The organism is Litorimonas taeanensis (assembly GCF_003634015.1).
GTDB lineage: Bacteria > Pseudomonadota > Alphaproteobacteria > Caulobacterales > Maricaulaceae > Litorimonas > Litorimonas taeanensis.
Genome location: NZ_RBII01000002.1, coordinates 238,418 through 262,666 on the forward strand (window position 1 = coordinate 238,418; position 24,249 = coordinate 262,666).

Sequence of the window (24,249 nt, forward strand, 5' to 3'; positions counted from 1 at the left end):
AAAGGAGATTTAAGATGTTGAGCGTTGTATTTTTATCAGCTGTCCTAATGATAATTCTCTCAATCGTTTTCGGGGCCTTCGTTTCTTAAAAGACGTCGAAATCGAAGCATTGTCAATTATCTTGGGGTACGCCCTGACCTGATTTAACCTCTAGCTTTGGCTCAGAGCTCGGCCTGCGACCGCGTCTAATTTTGAGAGTAATTTTGGATCGCGCTTCTCTGGTGCAGTAATTATAGCCACGTCCAAATTCGTCTCTATCCCTTGTGGTGAGGGTGTTCGCTCCAGTGTTGATAGATGCGTTATAAGAGACTTCACCGTATCGCGGGCCTTTTCAGCATTTTTAAGTAAGACCGCAATAACAGCCGCCACATCAACATTTCCATGCCCTTCATGCCAACAGTCATAATCTGTAACCATGCCTATGGTCGCATAGGGTAGCTCCGCTTCACGGGCGAGTTTTGCCTCTGGCATATTTGTCATTCCAATAATATCACAGCCCCATTGACGATACATATGGCTTTCGGCCTTTGTTGAGAATTGAGGCCCCTCCATGGCCAAATATGTCCCGCCGCGATGTACCTTTACTCCCGCTGTCTTAGCCGCCTTTTCTGCCAACTCCGCTAGACGCTCGCAAACGGGGTCAGCAATACTTACATGGGCCACACAGCCTTTACCAAAAAAGCTTTTCTCGCGTTTAAAAGTGCGATCAATAAATTGATCGACAACAACGAAATCCCCTGGGGCATAGGCTTCTTGCAGAGACCCTACAGCGGAAAGCGAGAGTAAATCCGTACAACCTGCCCGTTTCATCGCATCAATATTGGCACGGTAATTCAAATCTGATGGGGATAGGGCATGCCCTCGGCCGTGGCGGGGTAGAAAGCGTAATTTTATACCATCCAATTCTGCGAATAAGATAGAATCAGAAGGTGAGCCCCATGGCGTCTCAATATCGACCCATTGTGGATTATCCAGCCCATCAATATCGTACAAACCGGATCCACCGATAATGCCAAGCACCCAATCCTTTTGCATATTGCCTCCACGCGCTGTCTGAATTTTAATTGCTGTATCTAAGCAACCCTTACAGAGCCTATCGTCCGCCTCAAGCCATAAGCACAAAAAAACCCGCCAGATAGCGGGTTTGTGATGAGATTAAATATATAGGGGCAAGCTACCAAATTTTAACGCGCTTTTCTGGTGGAATATACATAGCGTTCTCTGGTGTTACGTTGAACGCATCGTACCAAGGCCCAAAGTTTCTTACGATACCATTTGCACGGAACTCACCCGGGCTATGAGGGCCATTTTTAATTTGCGTCGAGAGCGCTTCGTCTTTCCACTTAATAGCCCAAACCTGTGCCCACGCCATAAAGAATCTTTGGTCACCCGTCATACCCTCTATAACGGGCGCTGGTTTGCCGCCGAGTGAACGCTTATAGGCATTATACGCCATTGTCACACCGGTTAAATCACCAATATTCTCACCAAGCCCCAAGCGGCCATTTAGGAACTCGCCAGGCAAAGGTTCAAATTCGCTGTACTGATCAGCCAAAGCAGCAGCACGGCTTTCAAATCCCTCAGCGTCTTGCTCTGTCCACCAATCACGCTGGATACCGTCACCATCAGATTTACGGCCTTGATCGTCAAACCCATGCCCCATCTCATGACCGATGACGGCGCCAATACCGCCATAATTTACAGCCGGATCAGCATTTGGGTCAAAGAATGGTGCGTCGAGGATGGCGGCAGGGAACACAATCTCGTTTAATACTGAGTTATAATAGGCATTCACAGTTTGTGGTGTCATACCCCATTCTGCCCTATCAATGGGCCCGCCCAATTGACTCAATTCGTCGTTCCAAGACCATTCACGTGCACTTTTCACAGTACCTATAAGGTCTGAGCCATCAACGTTCAGCCCTTCATAAGTTTCGAACTCATCTGGGTAACCGATTTTTGGGTTAAATTTTGCTAGCTTATATTGGGCTTCTTTTTTGGTATCTTCACCCATCCATTCAAGACCATCAATACCTTCTTTGAATGCGCCGCGTAGGTTTTCAACCAATTCTTGCATCTGCGCTTTAGACGCTGGTGGGAAATATTCTTTTACATAAACCTTACCCACGACTTCGCCCAATGTGCCATTGACCAGTGAAACACCACGTTTCCACCGAGGGCGTTGTTCTTCTTGCCCACGTAACGTACGGCCATAAAATTCAAAATTGGCCTCATCAATCACTGCAGGCAAATAAGACGAGTGATTAGAAAGCAAGTTTGCCGTTAGGTAATCCTTTAAAACGTCAACATCTGTCTTTGCGAAAACCTTGGCAGCATTTTCAATCGCTGATTTTTCGCGTACAATGACACTGTCTTGATCGCTTAAACCCAGATCCGCAAAAACTGTGTCGAACATCATGCCAGGAGCCAGTTTATTTAATTCCGCCCGAGTCATTTTATTATAGGTTAAGTCACGGTTACGTTGCTTGACGCGTTCCCAATGACCCTCAGCCAAATTCGTTTCGAACTCCATGACCGCTTTCGCCCGATCCATAGAGCCTTCAACACCGGCTTCGCTGAGCATTTTCGCAATGAAGTCAACATAACCGGCACGAATAGCATCAGATTTTTCACCTTCGTCAAAATAATAGTCACGGTTCGGCAGACCAAGGCCAGACTGCGTAAGATAAACGGCGTATTCATCGTTTTTCTTCGCATCAATGTAAATATAGGGAGACACTGGCGCATCCAATCCCAAGCGCACATCTGTCATTAAACTCAATATATCTTCATGAGTTTTTGCGACGCGAATACGATTAAGGTCTGCCTCTAACGGCGCGAGGCCTTTAGCTTCGATAGTGGCCGTATCAAGATAAGCATTATAGTAATCACCGATACGTTTTTCGTCCGCACTTGGGTTTTCTTTGGAGGCCGCAGTCTCAATAATACTGCGTACGCGGACTTCTGCTTGGTCGCGTAAAATCCCGAAGCTACCATAATTAGAACGGTCAGATGGGATGGCTGTATTCTTAAGCCATGTACCATTGACATATTCAAAGAAATTATCGCCAGGACTGACTTCCGTATTCATATGGGCTGTTTCAATTCCATAAGTGCCACGCTTTGGGCTTTGAACCGCGTTTGCGACAGTCACGTCCTCTTTAACAGAGTTACTATCAGAGTTACAGGCAACAAGCCCGATTACGAGTAAACTCGGTATAATTAAATGTTTCATTTTTTTCACGAAAACCTCCTTCGTATATTTATTATTATGTAGTCGCTTTATTATTATGTAGTCACTGGCGGAGTACCGCTTGGATGGGTTCCAGACCCAATCTGCAGATCCTCATCCAGTTCCATATCTTCTAAGGCTAGAGCCATATCTGGATCATATGAAGACCCAAATCCAGGCTGTTTCACACCTGTCCATAAACCTCTGAACAACCGCGTAATATCGACACCTATACCATACATAGCGGGTACCAACATCAATGTAAGGAAGAAGTCAAATAAGACACCAAAAGCCAAGGCAACCACCATCGGCTTTAAAAATTCTGCCTGACTAGACGTTTCGAATAAGATCGGCGTAATCCCAATAAAGGTGGTGACGGATGTAAGCAAAATTGGCCGGAAACGCGCCACACAGGCATCAAGCATGGCTTGATAGGCGCCAACGCCCTTAGCTCTGAGGCGGTTTACATAGTCGATTAAGACCAAATTATCATTCACGGCGACGCCGCCTGCCGCAAACAATCCAAAGATCGAAAACATTCCAAAGGGTACGCCCGTAATCATATTACCAAAAATCATTCCAACTAAGGCAAATGGCAAAGCCACCATTATGAGGAAAGGTTGTGCATAGGATTTAAAGGCTACTGCCAAAAGAACATACATCAGGCCGAGAATGACGACGACAGATATCAAGAGTTCGCGCTGCATAGTGGACTGAATTTGGTCATCCCCCACTACAACTCGGCTTACTCTAGAGTTTCTAAGCTCCCACTGTGGAAAGAAATTTTCTTCCATGTCACGTTTGATTTCCGCCACGCGTGATTGTTCACCGCGAACGCGGCCACCTGTGTAATTTACTTGTTTTCTGTCACGGCGATTAATGCGTCCCACACCTTCGGTAAAGGACACCTCCGCGACAGAGAATAACGGTACTTCGACCCCATTCGCCGCACGAATGCGCAAAGTTTGTAGACTATCTATGCTCTCACGTGCTGCCTCAGGGTAACGCACCATTACACGAACATCCTCGCCATTACGCGGGAGGCGCTGGACTTCTCGTCCATAAAAGGCTTCTCTGACCTGACGCGTTACTTCAGAGAGCGTAATGCCTAATGTCTCTGCTCCGGGTTTCAGAGTAAATCGAATTTCACTCGCGGAGCTTTCCATATTATCCCAAGCCCGTGGAATATCTGGATAAGTTTCCATCTGGTCTTTAATTTCTAATAAGGCCACTCTCAGCGCCTCAGCGTCTGCAGAGGTTACGCCGTAACGTAAGCCGCCGCCATTACCTGAACCGCCTTCAGTGGTGCCATAATCCACGCGATAAGCATCGGGGATTGGGCCTACATATTCTTCCAGTTTATCCGCAATCATTTTGGTAGAAATGTCAGGTCTATTTTCGCTTAACCCTAAATAACCTTCAACGCCGCGATTATCCGTAAATGTCGCTGGCTTTGTAATAAGCGGCCAATCTATACCAAAGTCTTTTTCCACATTCGCATTTAATTCTGCAATGCCTGCATCTAATTGTTCGCGAACGACAAGCTTTCGTTCAAAATTAGTGCCTTCAGGAAAACTAGAGTTAAACACAATCATATCGGCCTCAACCTCGGGAAGGAAGGCACTGGGGGCGACCCCTTTGACAAGGAAGGTCATCGACATGATGAATAGACCCACAAATGTCGCCATTGTGACATAACGCCATTTCATCAAAAAGGCGACGAGCGGCCGGAAATAAACCCTCGCAAATGTCACTAAGCTCTCCGCCAAACGGTTTTGAAATCTCAATAGACGATTATTACTCGACTTCTCATGCTTCAGGTGACGCAAATGTGCAGGAAGAATGAAAAAGGCCTCAAGCAAAGAAAACACCAAGACGGCAATGACGACCAAACTAATCTGCGCGGTGATTGCCCGAATAGGCCCCGTTAGCAACATAAAGGGAATGAACATCATTATGGTTGTGATAACCGCGAAGAAAACAGGTTTGGCCACCATATAAGCGCCCGCAACGGCCCCGCGTTGACCTTGCACACCATTTTCAACGTGGAAATGGATACTTTCACCGACAACAATAGCGTCATCCACAACGATACCAATCACCAATAAGAAGGCAAATAGGCTAATCATATTCAATGTGATACCAATGGACGGTGCGATTGCTATCGCACCCGCAAAGGCAGCCGCAATTCCAACCGTCACCCAAACCGCAACGGCGGGGCGCAAGAACAACATTAGAGTGATTAAAACCAGAATCATCCCTGACAGCGCATTGGAACCAATAAGGTTCATACGACTATCGAACATTGTCGATCCATCGAAATGAATGGCGAAGTCTAAATTGGGTGGCAGTGAGTTCCGAATATCCTTTTCAAATTGACGAATAGCGTCTCCTGATTTGGTAATATTCATCTCGTCTGGCGATAAGACTTGGAAGATAGCCGTTTCCTTGCCTCGGAAACGCGCGCTGAAATCATCCGTTTCGAACCCGTCAATGACTGACGCAATATCACGCACCCGAACCGTGCCACCATCACTGGTTTGCCTTACAATAATTTGCTCAAATTCTTCGGCGCTGTTAGCCAGACTGCGCGCTCTTAATTGTAAGTTTCCGCCTGTTGTTTCCACAGTCCCAGCAGAGAGATTTACAGAGGATCCTGATATAGCTGTCGCAACTTGAGAAAATGTCAAATTATAGCGCCTCAACGCCTCTTCAGAAATTTCAATCGTCACTTGTTCTGGGACTTTGGTAACTTGAGATGTAAGCTGCAGTCCAGGAAGCTTCGTCAATTTTTGCCGTAAAGCTGTCGCCTCGCGTTGTAGTGTTAACCGATCTGTATCGCCATATAGCGCCAGATACATAATATCAGCCCGTGCATCCCACCGAAAAATTTGAGGGCGAAATGCATCAGGTGGTAGATTCTGAATAGAGTCGACCCGTGATTTTACTTGGTCGAGCATTTTCTCATAATCAATGGTGAGCTTTGTACGAACATTGACATTACCGCTGCCCTCACGGGACGTGCTTTCAATATAATCAATGCCATCTAAGCCATCGATAGCTTCTTCGATACGCGTTACAATTTGTTGCTCTACATCACGCGGACTGGCGCCCGGCCAAGACGCAGAAATGGTCATACCGTTTACGGTGGTTTGCGGAATAAATTCCCGCTGCATAGAGAAATAGCCATAAGCCCCAGCTGCAAATAAGATTATCATAATCAAATTTGCGGCAACTGGGTTTTTAACAAACCATGTAATTAGACCTTTCATCTCTATTCTCCAGATCCGTCAACGCTATTACTAGACGCTTCATTTGCAGCGTCAGGCTCTTCGGTTTTCTTCTTGTCGCTCTCGTCTTCAGTCTCTTTTTTTCTTCGGTTAAAAAACCCGCGTTTCTCTTTCTTTTCTGCGGACTTTTCTTCTGACGCTTTTTTCTCTTTTTCTTCAGCTTCTTTTTTCATCCATTCGGGTTCCGGCGGGTCGACAATAACTGTCTTTGGATCATTCACATCTAAAACCTTCAATGGCATCGCAATACGCGAGCGTTCCATAGGTGACACAACAACGAGCTCGCCACTTTCTACGCCCGTGGCCAGAACAGCACGCTCTGGATTCGTATCCAAGACAACTGTTTGGCGAATCTCGGCGTTGCCTTCCTCATCAACAATATACACCTCGTCTTGAGGGCGCAGACCATCGCGAGAGATAACAACAACGCCTTCCATCAAACGCCCTTGCACGCGCGCGTCTACAAAAAGCCCCGGCGCAAGCGGAACATCATTTTGGGAGGCGCCTTTTCCATAGGGATCAAAGACTTCAACGATAGCGAATAGGGCCCGAGATTGTGTATCATAAGTAGAATCAGTTCGCATAATATAACCGGTCCACTCTTGGGGTTTCCCAGCAATTGTTGTGCTTAATATGACTTTTGGGGCCGAGTCTTTTGATTTCGCATTAAATGCAATCGGCAGATCAGTTTTTGATAAATCAGAATCTGTTAAAGGCAAACGCACTTCAACGATATCCGTTGAAAATATACGGCCCAAAGTAGCGCCTGGATTCACATATTTACCGACATCTGAACTTTTAGCCCGTACGCGTCCAGTGAATGGGGCCAAAACTTTTGTTCTGCTTAACTGTAAATCCGCGTTGCGCAGGTCAGCTTGTGCCGCTTGCAATGCCGCCTCAGCCTGTTGACGTTGCGGAATGCGGAGCGCCAAGTCGCTCGGGGTCCCTCGCCCTAATTCTTCAAAGTCACGGCGAGCGATTTCCCCCTCTGCGACTTCCTGCGCTAAGGTTTGCTCAGCCTGCGCAACAGACGCCAATGCCCGCACGCGAGCGACCTGATAATTTGCATCATCAATACGAATAAGCGTTTCGCCCTTTTTGAAATATCCGCCTTCTACAAAATTGCGCGAAACATACACAATTTTTCCGCCAACCTCGGGGACTAAATCAATCTCAGTCTGCGGGCGGACCTCACCCTGCGTTGTAACAGTTAATTGGACATTATCCGTATAAGCGCGAGCGCCCATCACAGCGAGCGTATTAAAACTTTGCTTTTTCACTTCGGGTTTAGCGTTCATTTTGACAACGATATTTGTCACAATGAATAAACCAACCAGCATTAAGACAGAAAATACCACGGTCCTGAAAACCGGGTATTTATCTTTCACTTCAGCTTCACCCAAAGAATTTTGATGCGCCATTCCTACTTCCTAAGTCTTTTTATGTTGGCAATTGGCCAATTATACTTTTGTTGGTTTCTAACCCTGATTTGATGACAATAATTTGCCAATAAGCCCTTCATCGCTTTCAATGTCGGTGGCAGGCACTTCTGCCCCATATTCACCTCCACCTATCGCAACATTCATACGCACTCGGTTATTGAGTCGCTCGGCTCGCGCCCCAATTAACTGCCCCTCAGCATTAAGGCGGCGAGATTGCGCATCTAATAATTGCAATATCGTTGCGAGACCTTCGATATAACGTGATTCGAGCCGTTCCTCGGCCTTTTGTGCCTCATAAAGCGATTCCCGCAAAGCGTCTTCGCGTTCAGCAAGACGTTCCTCAGCATCCAGTGCATTTTCAACCTCTTGATAAGCCGTTAACACGGTTCCAACATAGCTTTCAACGCGTTGACGCAAGACCGCTTCTTGTCCGTCAATTTGCGCTTTAATTCTGCCGCCTTGAAATAGAGGCGCCGTGAGCTGTGCCGTCAATCGTTGTGCAATACCCTTCAAGTCAAACAAATCCAGAATATCAAAATCATTCGCACTCGACAAAGCTTGCTCGGTTAATGAACCTGATAAATTTAACTGTGGATATAGAGATTTCCGAGCGACATCGACATTCAGACCCGCTTCTGCAATTCTTCGTTCTGCGGCTAAGATATCTGGACGTTTTTGTAACAAATAAGCGGGATTTGCAGCCCCTGTTAAAACAGGCAATTCTGGGAAATCATTTGGAATATCCATCACAGAGTCAGGATATTGCCGCAGCAATACTTTCAACCCTCTTATCGTTACATCACGATTTTGAAGACGTGTAGCTAAGACAGCCTCGGCATTCGCTACAGAAGACCGCGCTAACCGGACGTCAGAAGATCCGGCAAGACCATTATCAAATCGGCGTTGCGTCAGACGTAGAGCCCGCTCTTGTGTTTCAATGTCGCGGCGGGACAAATCCACTAATAAATCACCTTGAATCGCGTTAAACCAAGATTGTCCAACCTGACCCGCAATTGAAAGCCGGGCTGCAGCAAGGTCAGCCGAACTTGCGGCCGCGCCCATTTCAGCCGCGCGGACCTGATCACGAAGTCGGCCAAATAAATCTACTTCCCAGCCCGAGTTTAAACCTAAACTATAACTAGTGCTATCCGTATTAAAGTCGTTGCCGCCGCTACTACGCGTAATTGTAGACCCAAAATTCAAGTTAGGCATTAAATCAGCGCGGCTCGTCCGTATACGTGACAAGGCCCCATCCAATTGCGCCAAACTTTGACCGATAGTCGTGTTTTGCTCCAAGGCCGTATCAACCAATAAAGACAGCTCTTTGCTGTTAAAGTCAGCCACCCAATCTGTGCTGGGTAATGCATCTGGGGCTGGCTCAACCCAATCAGGCTGAACGGGTATCTCTGCTTTAGAATCAATTATTGTGGCATCTGGCCCGAGGTCTCGTATTGTTTGGCAGGCTGATAATGATATGACAGCCACACCTAACAAAAGCGAACGCGACGCTGGCACACATCTCATAGCTTTTTTACAAATAGACATTTTTCACTCCTTAAGCGTCTCATACGCGTGGAATATGCCGAAAGTCAACGAATGATTATCGAAAAACAATAATTTATAGGGATAATTTCCAAAAACTGAATTCAACCCCCCAAGAATTACCAAGAAATCCTGACAGCTCTCCGCCTTTGCACCGTAAAATTTGTAATTGATACCTTTACCTCATGCCCTCATACTGATTTACGATAGCTATCAATGTTTATTATTGTTTAGCGAAAAACCAAAAGCAGCTGCATGCCCTCACGCCCTGAAATCGGCCTTTTAGCTTGTCTCGCCATCATTGCGATTTTGGCTTTAGGCATTATCGTACAAGCCCCCCTATTACCGACGCTTATTATCGTCACGCTTTATGCTGTCTTGGGGTGGACTCTACACCGAATTTCGACGTCTAAGGCGCGGAAAACAGAATCTGAATTCGGCACGCCCAGAAAATCCGTACGGCACTTAGATAGCTGGATTAATGTAATAGACGCCTTACCTGTAGCTTGCGCCCTTATTGATAGAGATAAACGCGTCATCCACGCCAATAAAAGAGCGCAAGACTTAGCCACGATTGACAAAATCGGTTTACCACTATCAAGCTATCTGAGAGGAACAGAGATTATACAAGCTTTGGAGCGTGCACAGGCGGGATATTCTACTCAGCCCGTTGAGATTTTAAAGCTCACGCCTGAAGAACGCTATCTTCGGGTAACATTAACGACTGCGAGCCTTGTTCGCCCAAGTAATGGTCAAAGTTATCTACTGGCTGTTATCACAGACATTACAGAAGACCGTGTCAGCCAGATGCAAAAGGCTGACTTTTTAGCCAATGCTTCACATGAGCTAAAAACGCCTATTGCTTCACTTCTTGGATATATTGAGACGCTCCGCCATCACGCCAAAGACGATCCTGTCGCACAAGAAAAATTCTTAGGGATTATGCAGAGCCAAGCTGAACGCATGGTACGTTTAATCGATGACTTATTATCTTTGCGGAAAATTGAGCAAATAGAACATATCGCCCCCGAAGATATGGCGGATATAAATCAATCCCTGAAGGCGGCGATGGAAGTTGTTACACCCATAGCTGAGAAAAATGGCGTCACGTTGAGTTATAAAGGGCCTGATAAAGCCATAACTCGCGCAACCAGAGATGAATCCGTTCAACTCTTTTTGAATTTAATCGATAACGCCGTAAAATTTACACCGCGTGGGGAGTCTGTAAAAATTAAAGTATCGTCCGTTCGGAATTGGTCTCCTGCAGTAGCTTTTCGGGATAGCTCATTACCGGCAGAGAGCCCCAGTCGGCGTATTGCTGAACCCCCCAAATCAACAATCCAAGGTAAGGTCTGGCAAATTCAAATACGTGACCAAGGCCCCGGTTTCGCCCGTGAGCATCTACCTCGAATTGGGGAACGGTTCTATCGCATCGCAGGGGATCTTTCCTCGAAAGAAAAAGGAACAGGCCTTGGCCTAGCCATTGTCAAACACATTACGATTCGCCACAGAGCTGGCCTCTACATTCGAAGCCAGCAGGGTGAAGGCACTGAATTCACTGTTGTCTTGCCATTTATTTCAGAGAAAAAAGCGAAGTAATTCAGCCCCATCATTAGGCCAACCCTTTCCCACCACATTGTCACAGAGCTGTATTCGGTGCGTCATAATTCTGTTGTAAAATTGACATAGGTGGGCGTAAGACGAGGTATATGATGAATAAATTAGCCGACCATATTGTCAGCGGGTATGATGCCGACCTGAATGACTTAAATGCTAAACTCTCTCAAATGGGTAGCTTGGCCGAAACCATGCTGTCTGATGTTATTCGCTCTTTAAAAAAAAGAGACAATGAATTGGCAGAGGCTGTTATTGCCGCTGATTCTCAGGTGAACCGCTTTCAAGAAGAAATTGATGAAGACGCCCTTCGAATCGTTGCTTTGCGTCATCCGATGGCCTCTGACTTACGCCGTGTTATGGGCGCTGTTAGGGTTGCAAATGATATGGAACGCGTTGGCGACCTTGCCGAGGGTATTGCGTGGCGTACTTTATCCTTGAACGAGGTGGACCGCCTAAGCCTTGCCAAAGGCGTGGCCCGAATGGGTAAAATGGTAAAAGGTCAACTGTCTCAAGCGCTCGATGCTTTATTACGTGAAGACACAGATTTAGCCGTACAAATCTGGCTTGCCGACGAAGATGTCGATGAAATGTATAACTCTATATTCAGAGAGTTACTGACTTATATGATGGCTGACCCCAGAACTATCACAGCCAGCGCGTCTCTTTTATTCATCGCAAAGAATATGGAGCGCATAGGCGACTTGGCCACCAATATTTGCGAATCAATCTATTTCACCGTGAATGGCACACAGCTAATTCGCGACCATCGTGTTGAAAAAGCACGGAAAAATGGGAAATAATTTCCAGAGGCTATTATGAAACCATATGTTTTAATTGTTGAAGACGAAGATGCTCTTTCCACTTTGTTGGAATACAACTTTACAAAAGAAGGCTACGAAACTGCCATAGCAGAAGATGGTGAGGAAGCCTTGCTTATGGCCGAAGAACGCACGCCTGATCTTATCCTCTTGGACTGGATGCTTCCTAAATTATCAGGTGTGGAGGTCTGCCGCCGACTTCGTCGCAACAAGAAAACCACCAGCACCCCCGTCATCATGTTAACCGCACGTAGCGATGAAACGGATAAAATTACGGGTTTGGATTACGGGGCGGACGACTATCTCGTTAAGCCATTCTCTATGCCGGAATTGTTTGCGCGGACACGATCTTTGCTAAGACGCGCCAAACCCGCCCTTCTCCAAGACATTATCGTCCAAGGCGATATCGAAGTGGATATGCAAGCTTTTCGTGTCAAACGCGGCGAGAAAACAATTCATCTTGGCCCGACAGAATTCCGTTTATTGGAACATTTTATCAAAAATCCTGGGCGTGTTTTTTCACGCGAACAGTTACTTGATACGGTTTGGGGGCGTGATGTTTATGTTGAGGCAAGAACCGTCGATGTCCATATTGGCCGCTTACGCAAAGCCCTAGGCGCACCAAAATTACCAGACCCAATCCGAACAGTCCGTTCAGCAGGATATGCATTTGAGCCGAAAGCCTAATTCGGCTCTCGGCTTAACGGTTAAAGAACGTCTAAAATCGCTTTTGCGAGTAAAGGGATATTTCGTATATTTGCACCCGCAATATTTATACGGCCCGAATTTGTCATATAGACTGAGTAATCAGCCCTAAGAGCTTCGGCTTGTTCCTTTGAAACAGGCAATGTCGAAAACATGCCGTTCTGTGCTTTTACCGCATTCGCCATGACTTCTGAACCTTGCACCGCAAGTTCATTTGAAAGCCGTGAACGCAAATCTAACATCCGGTTTCGCATGGCGTCCAATTCTTCAATCCACATAGCGCGGAGCTCTGAATCATTAAGTATCTTCGCGACAAGCGCAGCGCCATGATCAGGCGGCATTGAGATAATTTTGCGTTGAATAGACCCTAATTGGCTCTGTGCAATTTTCGCTGTCTCTTGGTCTTTCGTTACAACAGCAATTAGGCCTACCCGCTCACGGTAAAGACCAAAATTCTTTGAACAACTCGCAGCCACTAAGGCTTCAGGACATGTCGCCAGTATTTTCCGCAGACCATAAACATCATCTTCCATGCCACGGCCAAGGCCAAAATAAGCAAGATCAACATAAGGCAAGAGGTTACGCTCGACTAAAAACTCAGCCATGTAATCCCATTGTTCGTGAGACAAGTCTGCACCTGTAGGATTATGGCAACAGCCATGTAACAATACAACATCCCCAGCTTTGGCTTTAGAGCGAAGGTGATCAATCATATCCTCAAAATCGACGCCCAAAGTTTCGCGATTATAATAAGGATAATTCTCCATCTTTAGCCCAGCAGAACTAATTAGCGGTGTATGATTGGCCCAAGTCGGTGTGCTGACCCAAACAGTCGCATCCGGAGCCGCGGATTTAATCACTTCAGCTCCAAGACGTAGCGCTCCTGATCCGCCGCCCGCCTGTGCAGATGCTAACCGGCCTTCCGTTATGACGGAGTTATCCTCACCAAACATCATCGCGCACATCGCATCACGGAAATCAGCACGACCAACAGTAGAGACATAGGACTTGGTCTGCTCTTCTGCCCACCAGCGTTTTTCAGCTTCTTTGACGGCCTTCATGACCGTCGTTTCGCCCGCATCATTTTTGTACACCCCGACGCCGAGATCAATTTTATTCGGATTAGTATCAGCCTTACAGGCCTCCATTAACGCCATAATTGCGTCAGGTGCGCGAGGAACGAGATATTCAAACATTTAAAAATCCATCAATACAAAATCGAATGTAACACCATTTGCCCCACTGACTATATCAGGGCTTACTGATTTAAAAGCAGGCAATAACGCGTTACCCCCAAGAATGACACTTTTTTATTTGTCATGAGCCAATTGCCTCGCCTATGGTCGTTCAAATATAAAATTTGTGCCTTAAAATAGGCTGGGAGATATTGCTTCATGGAAACATTTAACGCGCTGATGGAGACCCTTAACGGTTTTGTTTGGGGCCCGCCAATGATGGTCCTTCTTTTGGGTGTCGGTTTCTTTTTAACCGTCGGATTACGGTTTCTCTCCATCCTTCGTGTGGGGTATGGGTTTAAACAACTTTTCAAGAAACGGACTGGCGAAGCTCATGAAGGCGATGTCTCGCCATTTGCTGCTTTGATGACGGCCTTATCTTCAACTGTAGGAACAGGCAACATCGCTGGCGTCGCTGCCGCCATTGCAATTGGCGGTCCTGGCGCAGTCTTCTGGATGTGGATGACAGCCATTTTAGGAACAGCCACAAAATTTGCTGAAGGGGTTCTTTCCGTACGCTTTCGAGAAATCGACGCCAATGGAAACCGCGTTGGCGGACCGATGTATTATATCAAAAATGGCCTAGGCCCGAAATTTATCGGCCTTGCTTTTGCCTTTGCTTTATTTGGTATCATTGGCGCGCTCTCTACTGGGAATGCGGTTCAGGCCAATTCCATCGCAGATGCTTTACAAAGCCAATATAATTTTGACCCTCGTATTGTTGCTGTTGTTCTTGCGCTGCTTGTGGGCGGAGTGGTTTTTGGAGGCATTAAACGAATTGGGGCCGTCGCTTCTCGCCTCGTTCCTCTTATGGCTTTGCTTTATATCAGCGCCGCCCTCATCGTGATTGCCGCCAATATTGGTAACGTGCCTGCCGCATTTGGTATGATTTTCAAAGGCGCTTTCGGTATGCAAGAAGCTGGCACAGGCATCACCATTGGCTTGATGATGTTAGCCATGCAAAAAGGCATCGCTCGCGGCCTCTTTTCTAATGAGGCAGGTCAGGGATCAGCTCCAATTGCTCATGCTGCTGCTCAAAATAACGACCCAGTCAACCAAGGTATTATTGCCATGCTTGGCACAATTATCGACACGTTGATTATCTGTACAATTACAGCGCTCGTCATTCTAACATCAGGCGTAATGACGCCCGATTGCCTTGCTAACCCTGCGATTTTAGAAATGCTAAAAAGCGGCTCTACTCCAATGGGTTGTGAAATTGGAGTGCCTTTAACGGCCCAGGCCTTTGATGCCGTTTTGGTTGGTTTTGGCGGTCATATCGTAACGATATGTCTAGCGATATTTGCGTTCACAACCATTATCGGTTGGTCATATTATGGTGAACGCTGCACAGCCTTTATCTTTAAAGAGAAATCGATTCCTATTTTCCGTGCTTTTTGGGTCCTGGCTGTTTTCGCGTCCACTTATGCCATGTCATTCGAAACAGATGGCGACAATATGGTAGTGGCAACTTTCTGGCTTATCGCGGATAGTTTGACTGGGCTGATGGCCGCGCCAAACTTAATTGCGCTTATCTTCCTTTCACCAATTGTCTTCAAAATGGCGAAGGAATATTTCGACAAAGAGAAAATCGCGACTGACGGCTTAATAGACCAAGATGATTTAAAATAGGTCTTAACGATTTAGTCGCCTTATAGGCGAAAAAATCTAAACCCCGACACCGTGTCGGGGTTTTTTTATTTGTCCAAAGCGCCAAATCAATCCACAAGAGTGATAACAGAATTGGGCCCGTGCCACAGCGCGCCCCTTTCAATACAGAATTAAAGCGAGACCGTGATCATGAGTGAACCCATTATAAAATTAACCCCGTCAACACTCGCAGCTTTGATGTGCTCTCGCATATGCCACGACCTCATTAATCCTGTTGGCATGGTGAATACGGGCTTAGAAGTTCTGGATGATAAATCGAATGTAGAGATGCATGAAGACGCAATTGAACTTATCCGCACGTCTTCGAGACAAGCCAATGCCAAACTTAACTTTTTACGGGATGCTTTCGGAGCCGCGGGCTCCTCTGCAGGCATTATCCCATTAGCCGACACCATCAAAAAAATTGAAGATATGTATAAAGATGGCAAAGCAAATTTCATCTGGGAAATGACCCGTGATGAATTACCAAAAGGACAAGCCCGTCTTTTAATGAATTTAGTCATGTTGGCGGTAAATGCGATTCCCCGTGGCGGCGACATTGTTATATCTGAGTCTGGTGAGAATAAGCGTATTAGACTTAAGTCTACTGGAAGGCGGGCAAAACTTGACCCGAACATTGCCGCTGCCCTCGCTGGGAAAGCCCCCGAAGGCGGCTTTGATGGCCGCACTATCCAGCCTTTTTATGCTGGTATGATTGCACGCGAAATTCAGTGCGTTATTACAGCCCAAGCGGAAGAAGATAGCGTAACATTTGAGATAACCCCCGCGGCAAGTTAAGCTCGAAGCCTGCAATTAAAATGCGGAAACCTATTCAAAAACTATCTTGGCTTTAGCCCGTCTTAACCCTTTTTCGGCATAAATCTCATTATGCAAACCGTTCTGCCTTACTGATTCTGAACGCAAACGAAATCGGACGATACTTTTTATGGGTGATAGCACACAACAGGCCCGCGCCTTTATGCGCAACTGCCAATCTGCCCTTGCAGATTTGGATGGGACGAATCCTGCTGATTTGCCTGCTGAAGACCTCACTAAAGCTCTTACGGATGTGCAAAGCGGCGCAAAACTTAATCATGCACGCGCCATTTATCGCGCCGCGCAAGATACGTTAAACGCCGTACAAACGTCTCAGCCTGTGACTCATCACTTACGCACATTGACATATTTACTGGCGCAATATGAAGAAGGTTTGATTGAACTGGAAGGCCTAGAATTAGACGTTAATCGCGGCGAAACACAAGAATCATCTGATGTTATTGCTCTAACGCTTTCTCCAGACGCTCAAAAAGACAGAGCTGAAGATGCTTTAAAAGCATCAATTCACTTGGCGCGCCCAAATGAACAGCCCATGCTTTCAACGCTTTTGGCCTTTTCAAAAGGGGAAGCTAAGAAAGAACACAAGCCTCACGCTTCAACTGAGGCATTTTCTGATACAAGTTCTGTAGAGAAGCAAACTCTAGTCAAACCCACGCGTTTATCTGAGGTCGCCTCTGAAATCGCTATGGACGCCTTTATTAGCGAGATAATCCAAATTGGCCTAAGTGAAGCCCGGCAGCGTGGTATAACCCTCAGCCTATCTTATGACGTGGCTGGCTTTGCCCTATCTAAGCTCGAAGCCGAAAAGATGCGCATGCGCCTAGAAGCTTGGATTAGCCGTTTAGTCTTACATCTGTCTATTCATATCTCACCCGAAGAACTGGGCCACATTGATATCAGTGTAAATGGTAAGAATCTTCAGCTTACTGCCAATGCGCCCGCGATGGCTGGCATCATAATGAGTGCAGCGCCCGATACGAAACTGACATCACAAAGCGTAGACCCTATCACAGGTAATCTGGTCCTCAGCCTCTCTGTAAACCCAATCGCTCAGGCTGAAGTTTCACCCAAAATGCCTGTTGATGAAGGTATAGGCGCAAGACTTGGCGCTTTGATGGAACAGCCATTAATGGATGAGGACAGCACTCTTGTCTTGTTTGAATCGAAACGAGCCGTTTAATGACGACACAGCGCACTTGTTTAATTGTTGATGATTCCAAAATGATCCGCCGCGTGGCTTCGCGGATTTTGAAGGATTTAGACTTTCAAGTCACCGAGGCCGCTAATGGGCAAGAAGCTTTGGATCAGTGCCGTATTAACATGCCCGATGCAATTTTATTGGACTGGCATATGCCGGTTATGGACGGCTTTGCCTTTTTAAAAGTGTTGCGTGATGTGCCCAATGGCCAACATCCTGTTATCGTTTTTTGCACGGCAGAACGCAGTGTCGAGAAAATAACACAAGCCCTACAATTTGGCGCCAATGAATATGTTATGAAACCTTTTGATTCCGATATTATAGAATCGAAGTTTCAATTGGCGGGCCTGCTCTAACCATGTCTTCGGTGCTTTCCCTAAATGCCTCTTACTATGAAGCTTTAAAAAGGCTGACCTTAGAGCTTGCGGGTGTAAATTTAGGGTCGAACCATGCTTTTCTGGTGGAAACACGTCTCTCTGCTCTTGCCCGTAAAGAAGGCTTTGAGACCCTTGATGCTCTGGTAGATGAACTGTTTAAAACGGGGCATCCAAAATTAGCTATTCAAGTTGTGTCGGCCCTTTTAGAGCGCGATACTCGCTTTAATAATGACCCGCAAAGTTTCACGCGGTTTACCGATGAAGTTTTACCCAATTTATACCGCGTGCGGGGCGGCGGACACATACGCGTGCTCTCTTTTGGCTGCGCATCAGGACAAGAAGCCTATGGCATCGCAATGGCCTTTGAGCGAGCGCGTGACCAATATCCAAATCTCAGCCTCGATATTATGGGCGTGGATTATCCCTCAACCGCTTTGGACAGAGCCAAGTCAGGACGTTACACGCATTTCGAAGTGCAGCGTGGTTTAGCAACAAGAGATCTGATTGATTTTTTCAACCCTGCTCCTGAGGCTCAGAGCACTGATTGGATTATACGAGATCGCCTAAAGCAATATGTTCGTTTTGAGGATGTCCATCTTCTCTCTAATCTGGGAACTTTGCCCAAATTTCACGCCGTGTTATTCCGCGGATCACTTCCGCATTATTCAGCAACGGCCCAATTGCGAGTCTTACGGGGGCTAGCCTCACTAGTCCTTCCACATGGATATCTTCTCCTCGGCACAAACGAGACCCTAAATAACTTCAACTTTGGTTTTGATACGGTTGGAGAAGGGCCTGGGCTTTACCAGAAACGTGAAGAGATTGTTGAAGATATAGAACCGATAGAAGACCCCAACATTAAAAAACCCAATGGCCGCAAGACCTTTTTGAGCACGTCACCTCAGAAATCAGCTTAAGCTACCCCCGTAAAACAATCTGTAGCGGTAGAAGAATAAGCTATTCTGCTCTCCTCAGTCATGACGGTTGACGAAGCCCCTTGAAAACGCCAAAACGCGCGGCAAATAGAGCGGCCTTTTCGCCGCGCCCAAAATGCCGAAAGACCCGCCACTATGGCTGATATTAAGTCCGTAAAAACCAAAATAGCCGCTCAGATTGAAGCCGCGACTGACCTTCAAACCTTAGATGACATTCGCGTCTCTGCCCTAGGTAAAAAGGGCGAAGTCTCTCTGATGATGCGAGAGCTTGGCAAGATGAGTGTCGAAGAAAAGAAAGTTATGGGCCCGGCGCTTAACGGACTTAAGAATGATCTAAATGCCTTGGTAGACGCTAAAAAATCCGATCTAGAAAATGCGGCCCTAGAAGCGGCTCTCTCTTCAGAAACGATGGACATGTCACTTCCGGTTCTTCGGCACCAAGGTACACTTCATCCTGTGCCGCAGGTTATGGAGGAAATGGCCGTTATTTTTTCTGATATGGGTTTCTCTGTTGCCGAAGGTCCAGACATTGAAGATGATTTCCACAACTTCACGGCTTTAAATTTCCCTCCTGGGCATCCGGCTCGTGATATGCACGATACCTTTTTTATGTCGGCAATAGAGGGTGAAGAAGAGAAAAAAGTGCTCCGCACTCACACATCGCCTGTACAAATTCGTACGATGATAAATCAAAAGCCGCCTATCCGTATCATCGCTCCGGGACGAACATATCGTTGCGATAGCGACCAAACCCATACGCCCATGTTCCATCAGGTTGAAGGCCTTGTCATCGATAAAGATATTCATATGGGGCACTTAAAAGGTGTGCTTATGGATTTCATTAGCGCGTTTTTTGAAACTGATGTTGATGTACAATTTCGCCCACACCATTTCCCATTCACGGAACCCTCTGCGGAAATGGATGTTCGGTATGAACGCGACGGCGCCGCTATTAAAATCGGACAAGGTGACAAATGGATGGAAATTTTGGGATGTGGCATGGTCCACCCGAATGTTCTACGCGCTTGCGGTCTGGACCCTGATGAATATCAGGGCTTCGCTTTCGGTATGGGCGTCGACCGCCTTGCCATGTTAAAATACGGCATGCCTGACCTGCGCGACATGTTCGCCGCCGACACACGTTGGCTTGGCCATTACGGCTTTGACCCACTTCTTCAAGCTAACCTCGCGACGGGGCTTTCATAATGAAATTCACATTAAGCTGGCTTAAAAAGCACCTCGAAACGGATGCGACAATTGACGAAGTTGTCGAGGCGATGACCCTTGCCGGTCTCGAAGTCGAAGACGTTGAAAACCCTGCCGAGAAGCTCTCTGAGTTTTCGATAGCCAAAGTCCTTACGGCCGAGAAGCACCCGGATGCTGATAAATTAAAAGTTTGCACTGTTGAAACCCGCGACGGCGTTAAACAAATTGTCTGCGGCGCACCAAATGCTCGGGCTGATATGACAGTGGCTTATGCTCCGCTTGGCGCTTATATTCCAGGTCTAGATTTTAGTCTTGATAAAAAGCCACGCAAAATTCGCGGCATTGAAAGCTCGGGCATGATGTGTTCTGGCAAAGAGCTTGAAATTGATGGTGAAGATGATGGCATCATGGATTTACCGCAAGATTTGGCTATGGGTACGCCCCTCGCCGAAGCTTTGAACCTAGATGATCCCGTAATTGATTTCGAGGTTACCCCTAACCGCCCTGACTGGCTTGGTGTGAATTCAATTGCACGCGACCTTGCAGCAGTTGGCCTTGGCAAATTGATAAGCCCTAATATTAACGCTTCAGATATTAAGTTTAAAAATCCGCAAACGATACGCATCGAAGACACAGACGGATGCCCTGCCTTTGCAGGCCGCGTTATTCGCGGGGTGAAAAATGGCCCCTCACCAAAATGGTTACAAGACCAATTAAAAGCTATTGGATTACGGCCCATTTCAGCCTTGGTCGATATTACGAATTATATCACTTATGACCGCGCGCGCCCGCTTCATTTTTATGATATGGCCAAATTAAAAGGCGCAATAAATGTTCGCCGCGGCGCCGACGAGAGCTTCGACGCTTTAGACGATAAATCCTATACAGCCACAGAAGATGATATTGTTATCACGGATGATAATGGCGTTTTAGGTCTTGGCGGAATTGTTGGGGGCACCACAACGGGCTGTGATGAAACGACAACAGAAATTTTGATTGAAAGCGCCTATTTTGACCCGCTGACCATTCGCCGTTCGGCTAAACGTCTTGGCGTGAATTCTGATGCTAAATATCGTTTTGAACGCGGTGTCGACACTGGTGGCCTTATAGATGGCGTCGAACTTGCCACGCAAATGGTCATCGATATTTGTGGCGGCGAAGCCAGTGATATTACAGTGGCAGGTGAAACACCTGCGCTACCAGAGCCTATTGAATTTGACCCCATGCAAGTGACGCGTTTGACGAGCTTGAAACTCTCTGACGACACAATGGAAAAAATTCTGACAGATCTTGGGTTTTCTGTAAAACGTGAACCTCTATGGACGGTAACCGTCCCGAGCTTTCGCCGGGATGCATCTGAAGGTGCCGATTTAGTCGAAGAAATTGCTCGTATTCACGGCTTTCATAATCTGGAGGCCGTCAGTCTACCGCCCTTACCCGGTCGACGTGAACCCACAGCGACTCTTACCCAGAACCGTACACGCCTTGCAAGGCGGGCTCTAGCTTTACGTGGTTTATCAGAAGCCGTGACATGGTCTTTTGCCCTTGACGATCATGCGGCATTATTCGGCGGAGACGATGAAAGCCTACGCGTTGACAATCCTATTTCTAGTGATTTGAACACGATGCGTCCAAGCGCATTAATCCACCTTTTACTCGCAGGACAACGCAATGCTGATAAAGGCTATCCTTCAGCAGCTCTATTTGAACTGGGCCCTGTCTTTTCAGGACAAAACCCTGATGACCAACGCTTATCCTTAGCAGGAGTGCGGCGCGTGGAAGCCAAGAGAGACTGGTCAGGCGTAGAAGAAATAACAGCCCTAACGGCTAAGGCTGATGTATTAGACGCTCTGGAGTCTATGGGCGCTGCAACGGGCAACCTTCAGCTCTTTGACGCCGTAGGGGATTATTGGCACCCTGGACGCTCTGCATCGCTCCGTATGGGGCCAAAGAATGTCTTGGCAAGTTTTGGTGAACTCCACCCTCGTGTTTTGAAAGCCATGGGTATTGAGAGCCGCATAGTGGCTTTTGAAATTTGGCCTGAAGCCATACCCGCACCACGTGCCAAAAAAGGAAAAAGCGTGTCCAAAGCTAAAACGGCTCTCTCGCTTTCTGACCTCATGCCTGTCACACGCGATTTTGCTTTTATTGTGCCAGAAGCAATAGCGGCCAATGACGTATTACGCGCGGCCAAAAGTGCGGACAAAGCGCTGATTTCTGATGTTACTTTATTTGATGTCTACCAAGGTAAAGGCGTCGAGGATGGTCATAAGTCACTCGCGATTGAAGTGACCCTTTCCCCTAAAGACGCGACCCTTACGGATAAAGAAATTGAAGCCATCAGTGACAAAGTCATTTCGAATGCAATGAAAGTTGGCGCGCGCTTACGTAGCTAAGCCTCGTCACATAACTGTGACTGGCGCGGCCAATAGATACTTATAAAATGACCGTAAATCACCTCCTATTTGGAGCATAGGAGGGTTTCCCCGCGTGAAGTATAACAACTCAATTGTGAACGATAATGTCCCTCGTATGGGTAATGCCGTAACGCGTGCTATCGGCAGCGGCCTCTTAAATCTATTAGGCTGGAAAGTCGAAGGCGCCCTACCCAATGTACCTAAGGTCATATTGTTAGGAGAGCCTCATACATCAAATTGGGATTTCATTTTAATTATGATGGCGGCGCAATCTGTCGGATTTCGAATGTCTTATTTAATGAAGAAAGAAGCCTTCTCTTGGCCACTCGGCGGTTTCTTTCGTTGGATGGGTGGTATCCCTATTGAGCGACAGAAAGGCAAAGACGCCATTGCCGCTATCGAAAATATTTTACAAAAATCAGATAATATTTTTCTGGCTATAACCCCCAGTGGGAGCCGCAGTCCTAAAGAGAGCTTTAAAACGGGATATCTTCGCTTGGCTCATGCAACGGATACCCCCTTATTTATCATCGGGCTGCATGCGCCAACAAAGTCAATCATTCTTGATCAATTAATTGATGCAACTGGGCCTCTAAAGACGCAGAACAAGTCGATTAAACATTATATCGATGCCAATTATCGCGGGATAAAACCCCATAATCAAAGCCCTAATCCTTTACCCAAGAAAAAAACAAATACAGTCATTGGTCAGCGTATACCAAGTTAAAGAAGCTCTCGCTCTAGCCCTCAGAAAATGACTTGAGGTCTCGTAAAATTAGGCTATTGAAATTTAAGGCCAACACTTAATTCAGAGTGAGAGACATGAATAAGTAAATCGAACTATTTTTCGATTATTTCTCCCATCTTCCTGAGGTGGTTTCTTTCTTACATTTTGGATTCTTCATGAAACGCTTAAACAACAAAATCTGTCTCGTAACAGGTGCAGCCCGCGGTATTGGCGCGGCCATCGCAGCCGCCTTTAAAGACGAAGGCGCAAAAGTTATATTAACGGATAAAAATCTGAGGACTTTACACGCTACCGCATCAGATCTCAGCATGGAATTTCACGAGCTCGACGTCGAAAATGAAGAACATTGGGAAAGGCTATCACAGCTATACCCCCAAATTGACGTACTCGTTAACAATGCTGGTATTACAGGGTTCGAAGATAGTCACGCCTCTCAGGACCCCGAAAATTCAACCCTTGAGGATTGGAAACGCGTTCACCGGGTGAATTTAGACGGAACATTCTTAGGGTGTCGATATGCTATTCGAGCGATGCGTAAAAAGGGCCAAGGGTCTATCATCAATATTTCTTCACGTTCTGGACTTGTTGGTATTCCGCAAGCCGCGGCTTATGCTTCTTCGAAAGCGGCCATACGCAACCACACGAAAACGGTGGCCCTCTATTGCGCAGAACAGGGCCTTAATATCCGATGCAACTCCATCCACCCTGCCGCCATTTTAACGCCCATGTGGGAACCAATGTTAGGTGATGGCCCTGACAGAGAAACACGAATGGAAACTATTGTTGCAGACACGCCGGCGCGTCGGTTTGGTCAACCTAAAGAAGTTGCCGCTTTAGCCGTGCTTCTCGCCTCCGACGAAGCCGCCTATATCACAGGCACCGAAATGACAATTGATGGGGGTTTGCTCGCGGGTTCAATCGCCAGCCCAGCGCGGGATTAAAGAGGAAAAGACACAGGAGTGAAACTCCTCCCTTCCCTCTTTTGCTGTTCTGTGACAAA

General features: G+C 46.8%; 18 protein-coding genes. 12 read left to right on the plus strand and 6 right to left on the minus strand.

Annotation, left to right across the window (positions count from 1 at the left end):
• Positions 1-150: 150 nt before the first annotated feature.
• From DES40_RS09065 to DES40_RS09085, 5 genes are all read right to left on the minus strand, one after another.
• Positions 151-1,035 carry an S-methyl-5'-thioadenosine phosphorylase gene (locus tag DES40_RS09065; RefSeq protein WP_121101055.1) on the minus strand — a complete coding sequence of 295 codons (885 nt, stop codon included), beginning with the start codon at positions 1,033-1,035 and terminating at the stop codon, positions 151-153.
• Between the two features lie 139 nt (positions 1,036-1,174).
• Positions 1,175-3,235: a M13 family metallopeptidase gene (locus DES40_RS09070; protein ID WP_121102892.1), complete on the minus strand. Its 2,061-nt coding sequence runs from the start codon at positions 3,233-3,235 to the stop codon at positions 1,175-1,177.
• Positions 3,236-3,288: 53 nt separating this feature from the next.
• Complete coding sequence (locus DES40_RS09075; protein WP_121101058.1) at positions 3,289-6,504, minus strand: efflux RND transporter permease subunit; 3,216 nt, start codon at positions 6,502-6,504, stop codon at positions 3,289-3,291.
• Between the two features lie 2 nt (positions 6,505-6,506).
• Complete coding sequence (locus DES40_RS09080; RefSeq protein ID WP_121101061.1) at positions 6,507-7,943, minus strand: efflux RND transporter periplasmic adaptor subunit; 1,437 nt, start codon at positions 7,941-7,943, stop codon at positions 6,507-6,509.
• 57 nt (positions 7,944-8,000) lie between these two features.
• Entirely contained in the window at positions 8,001-9,509 is a 1,509-nt protein-coding gene (locus tag DES40_RS09085) for an efflux transporter outer membrane subunit (RefSeq protein ID WP_121101064.1), read from the minus strand.
• A gap of 252 nt (positions 9,510-9,761) precedes the next feature.
• On the opposite strand from DES40_RS09085, the gene DES40_RS09090 reads away from it, so the two are divergent.
• The 3 genes from DES40_RS09090 (at position 9,762) to phoB (ending at position 12,628) form a co-directional block, all read left to right on the plus strand.
• Positions 9,762-11,105, plus strand: a complete 1,344-nt coding sequence (locus DES40_RS09090) for a sensor histidine kinase (RefSeq protein WP_121101067.1) — start codon at positions 9,762-9,764, stop codon at positions 11,103-11,105.
• Between the two features lie 110 nt (positions 11,106-11,215).
• Entirely contained in the window at positions 11,216-11,923 is a 708-nt protein-coding gene (gene phoU / locus DES40_RS09095) for a phosphate signaling complex protein PhoU (RefSeq protein ID WP_121101070.1), read from the plus strand.
• Between the two features lie 15 nt (positions 11,924-11,938).
• Complete coding sequence (gene phoB, locus DES40_RS09100) at positions 11,939-12,628, plus strand: phosphate regulon transcriptional regulator PhoB (RefSeq protein ID WP_121101073.1); 690 nt, start codon at positions 11,939-11,941, stop codon at positions 12,626-12,628.
• Between the two features lie 20 nt (positions 12,629-12,648).
• On the opposite strand, the gene DES40_RS09105 is transcribed toward phoB, so the two are convergent.
• Positions 12,649-13,842, minus strand: a complete 1,194-nt coding sequence (locus tag DES40_RS09105) for an amino acid aminotransferase (RefSeq protein ID WP_121101076.1) — start codon at positions 13,840-13,842, stop codon at positions 12,649-12,651.
• Positions 13,843-14,040: 198 nt separating this feature from the next.
• Here DES40_RS09105 and DES40_RS09110 point away from each other — a divergent pair, with 198 nt between their 5' ends.
• The 9 genes from DES40_RS09110 (at position 14,041) to DES40_RS09150 (ending at position 24,190) form a co-directional block, all read left to right on the plus strand.
• Positions 14,041-15,513 carry an alanine/glycine:cation symporter family protein gene (locus tag DES40_RS09110; RefSeq protein ID WP_121101079.1) on the plus strand — a complete coding sequence of 491 codons (1,473 nt, stop codon included), beginning with the start codon at positions 14,041-14,043 and terminating at the stop codon, positions 15,511-15,513.
• A gap of 168 nt (positions 15,514-15,681) precedes the next feature.
• On the plus strand, positions 15,682-16,329 hold the full coding sequence (locus tag DES40_RS09115; protein WP_121101082.1) for a histidine phosphotransferase family protein: 648 nt from the start codon (positions 15,682-15,684) through the stop codon (positions 16,327-16,329).
• Between the two features lie 148 nt (positions 16,330-16,477).
• Positions 16,478-17,548: a hypothetical protein gene (locus tag DES40_RS09120; protein WP_121101085.1), complete on the plus strand. Its 1,071-nt coding sequence runs from the start codon at positions 16,478-16,480 to the stop codon at positions 17,546-17,548.
• Positions 17,548-17,922, plus strand: coding sequence for a response regulator (locus tag DES40_RS09125; RefSeq protein ID WP_121101090.1), 375 nt, complete (start codon positions 17,548-17,550; stop codon positions 17,920-17,922). The genes DES40_RS09120 and DES40_RS09125 overlap by 1 nt, the downstream gene beginning before the upstream one ends.
• Positions 17,923-17,924: 2 nt before the next feature.
• A complete protein-coding gene (locus tag DES40_RS09130; RefSeq protein ID WP_121101093.1) occupies positions 17,925-18,860 on the plus strand; it encodes a CheR family methyltransferase in 936 nt (311 codons plus the stop codon).
• A gap of 153 nt (positions 18,861-19,013) precedes the next feature.
• The gene (gene pheS / locus DES40_RS09135; protein ID WP_121101095.1) at positions 19,014-20,084 is read left to right on the plus strand and encodes a phenylalanine--tRNA ligase subunit alpha; all 1,071 of its coding nucleotides are present in this window, start codon (positions 19,014-19,016) and stop codon (positions 20,082-20,084) included.
• Entirely contained in the window at positions 20,084-22,480 is a 2,397-nt protein-coding gene (pheT, locus tag DES40_RS09140; RefSeq protein WP_121101098.1) for a phenylalanine--tRNA ligase subunit beta, read from the plus strand. The genes pheS and pheT overlap by 1 nt, the downstream gene beginning before the upstream one ends.
• Before the next feature lie 94 nt (positions 22,481-22,574).
• Positions 22,575-23,228 carry a 1-acyl-sn-glycerol-3-phosphate acyltransferase gene (locus DES40_RS09145; protein WP_147405886.1) on the plus strand — a complete coding sequence of 218 codons (654 nt, stop codon included), beginning with the start codon at positions 22,575-22,577 and terminating at the stop codon, positions 23,226-23,228.
• Positions 23,229-23,404: 176 nt separating this feature from the next.
• Complete coding sequence (locus tag DES40_RS09150; RefSeq protein ID WP_121101105.1) at positions 23,405-24,190, plus strand: SDR family oxidoreductase; 786 nt, start codon at positions 23,405-23,407, stop codon at positions 24,188-24,190.
• The last annotated feature ends 59 nt before the right edge of the window (positions 24,191-24,249 follow it).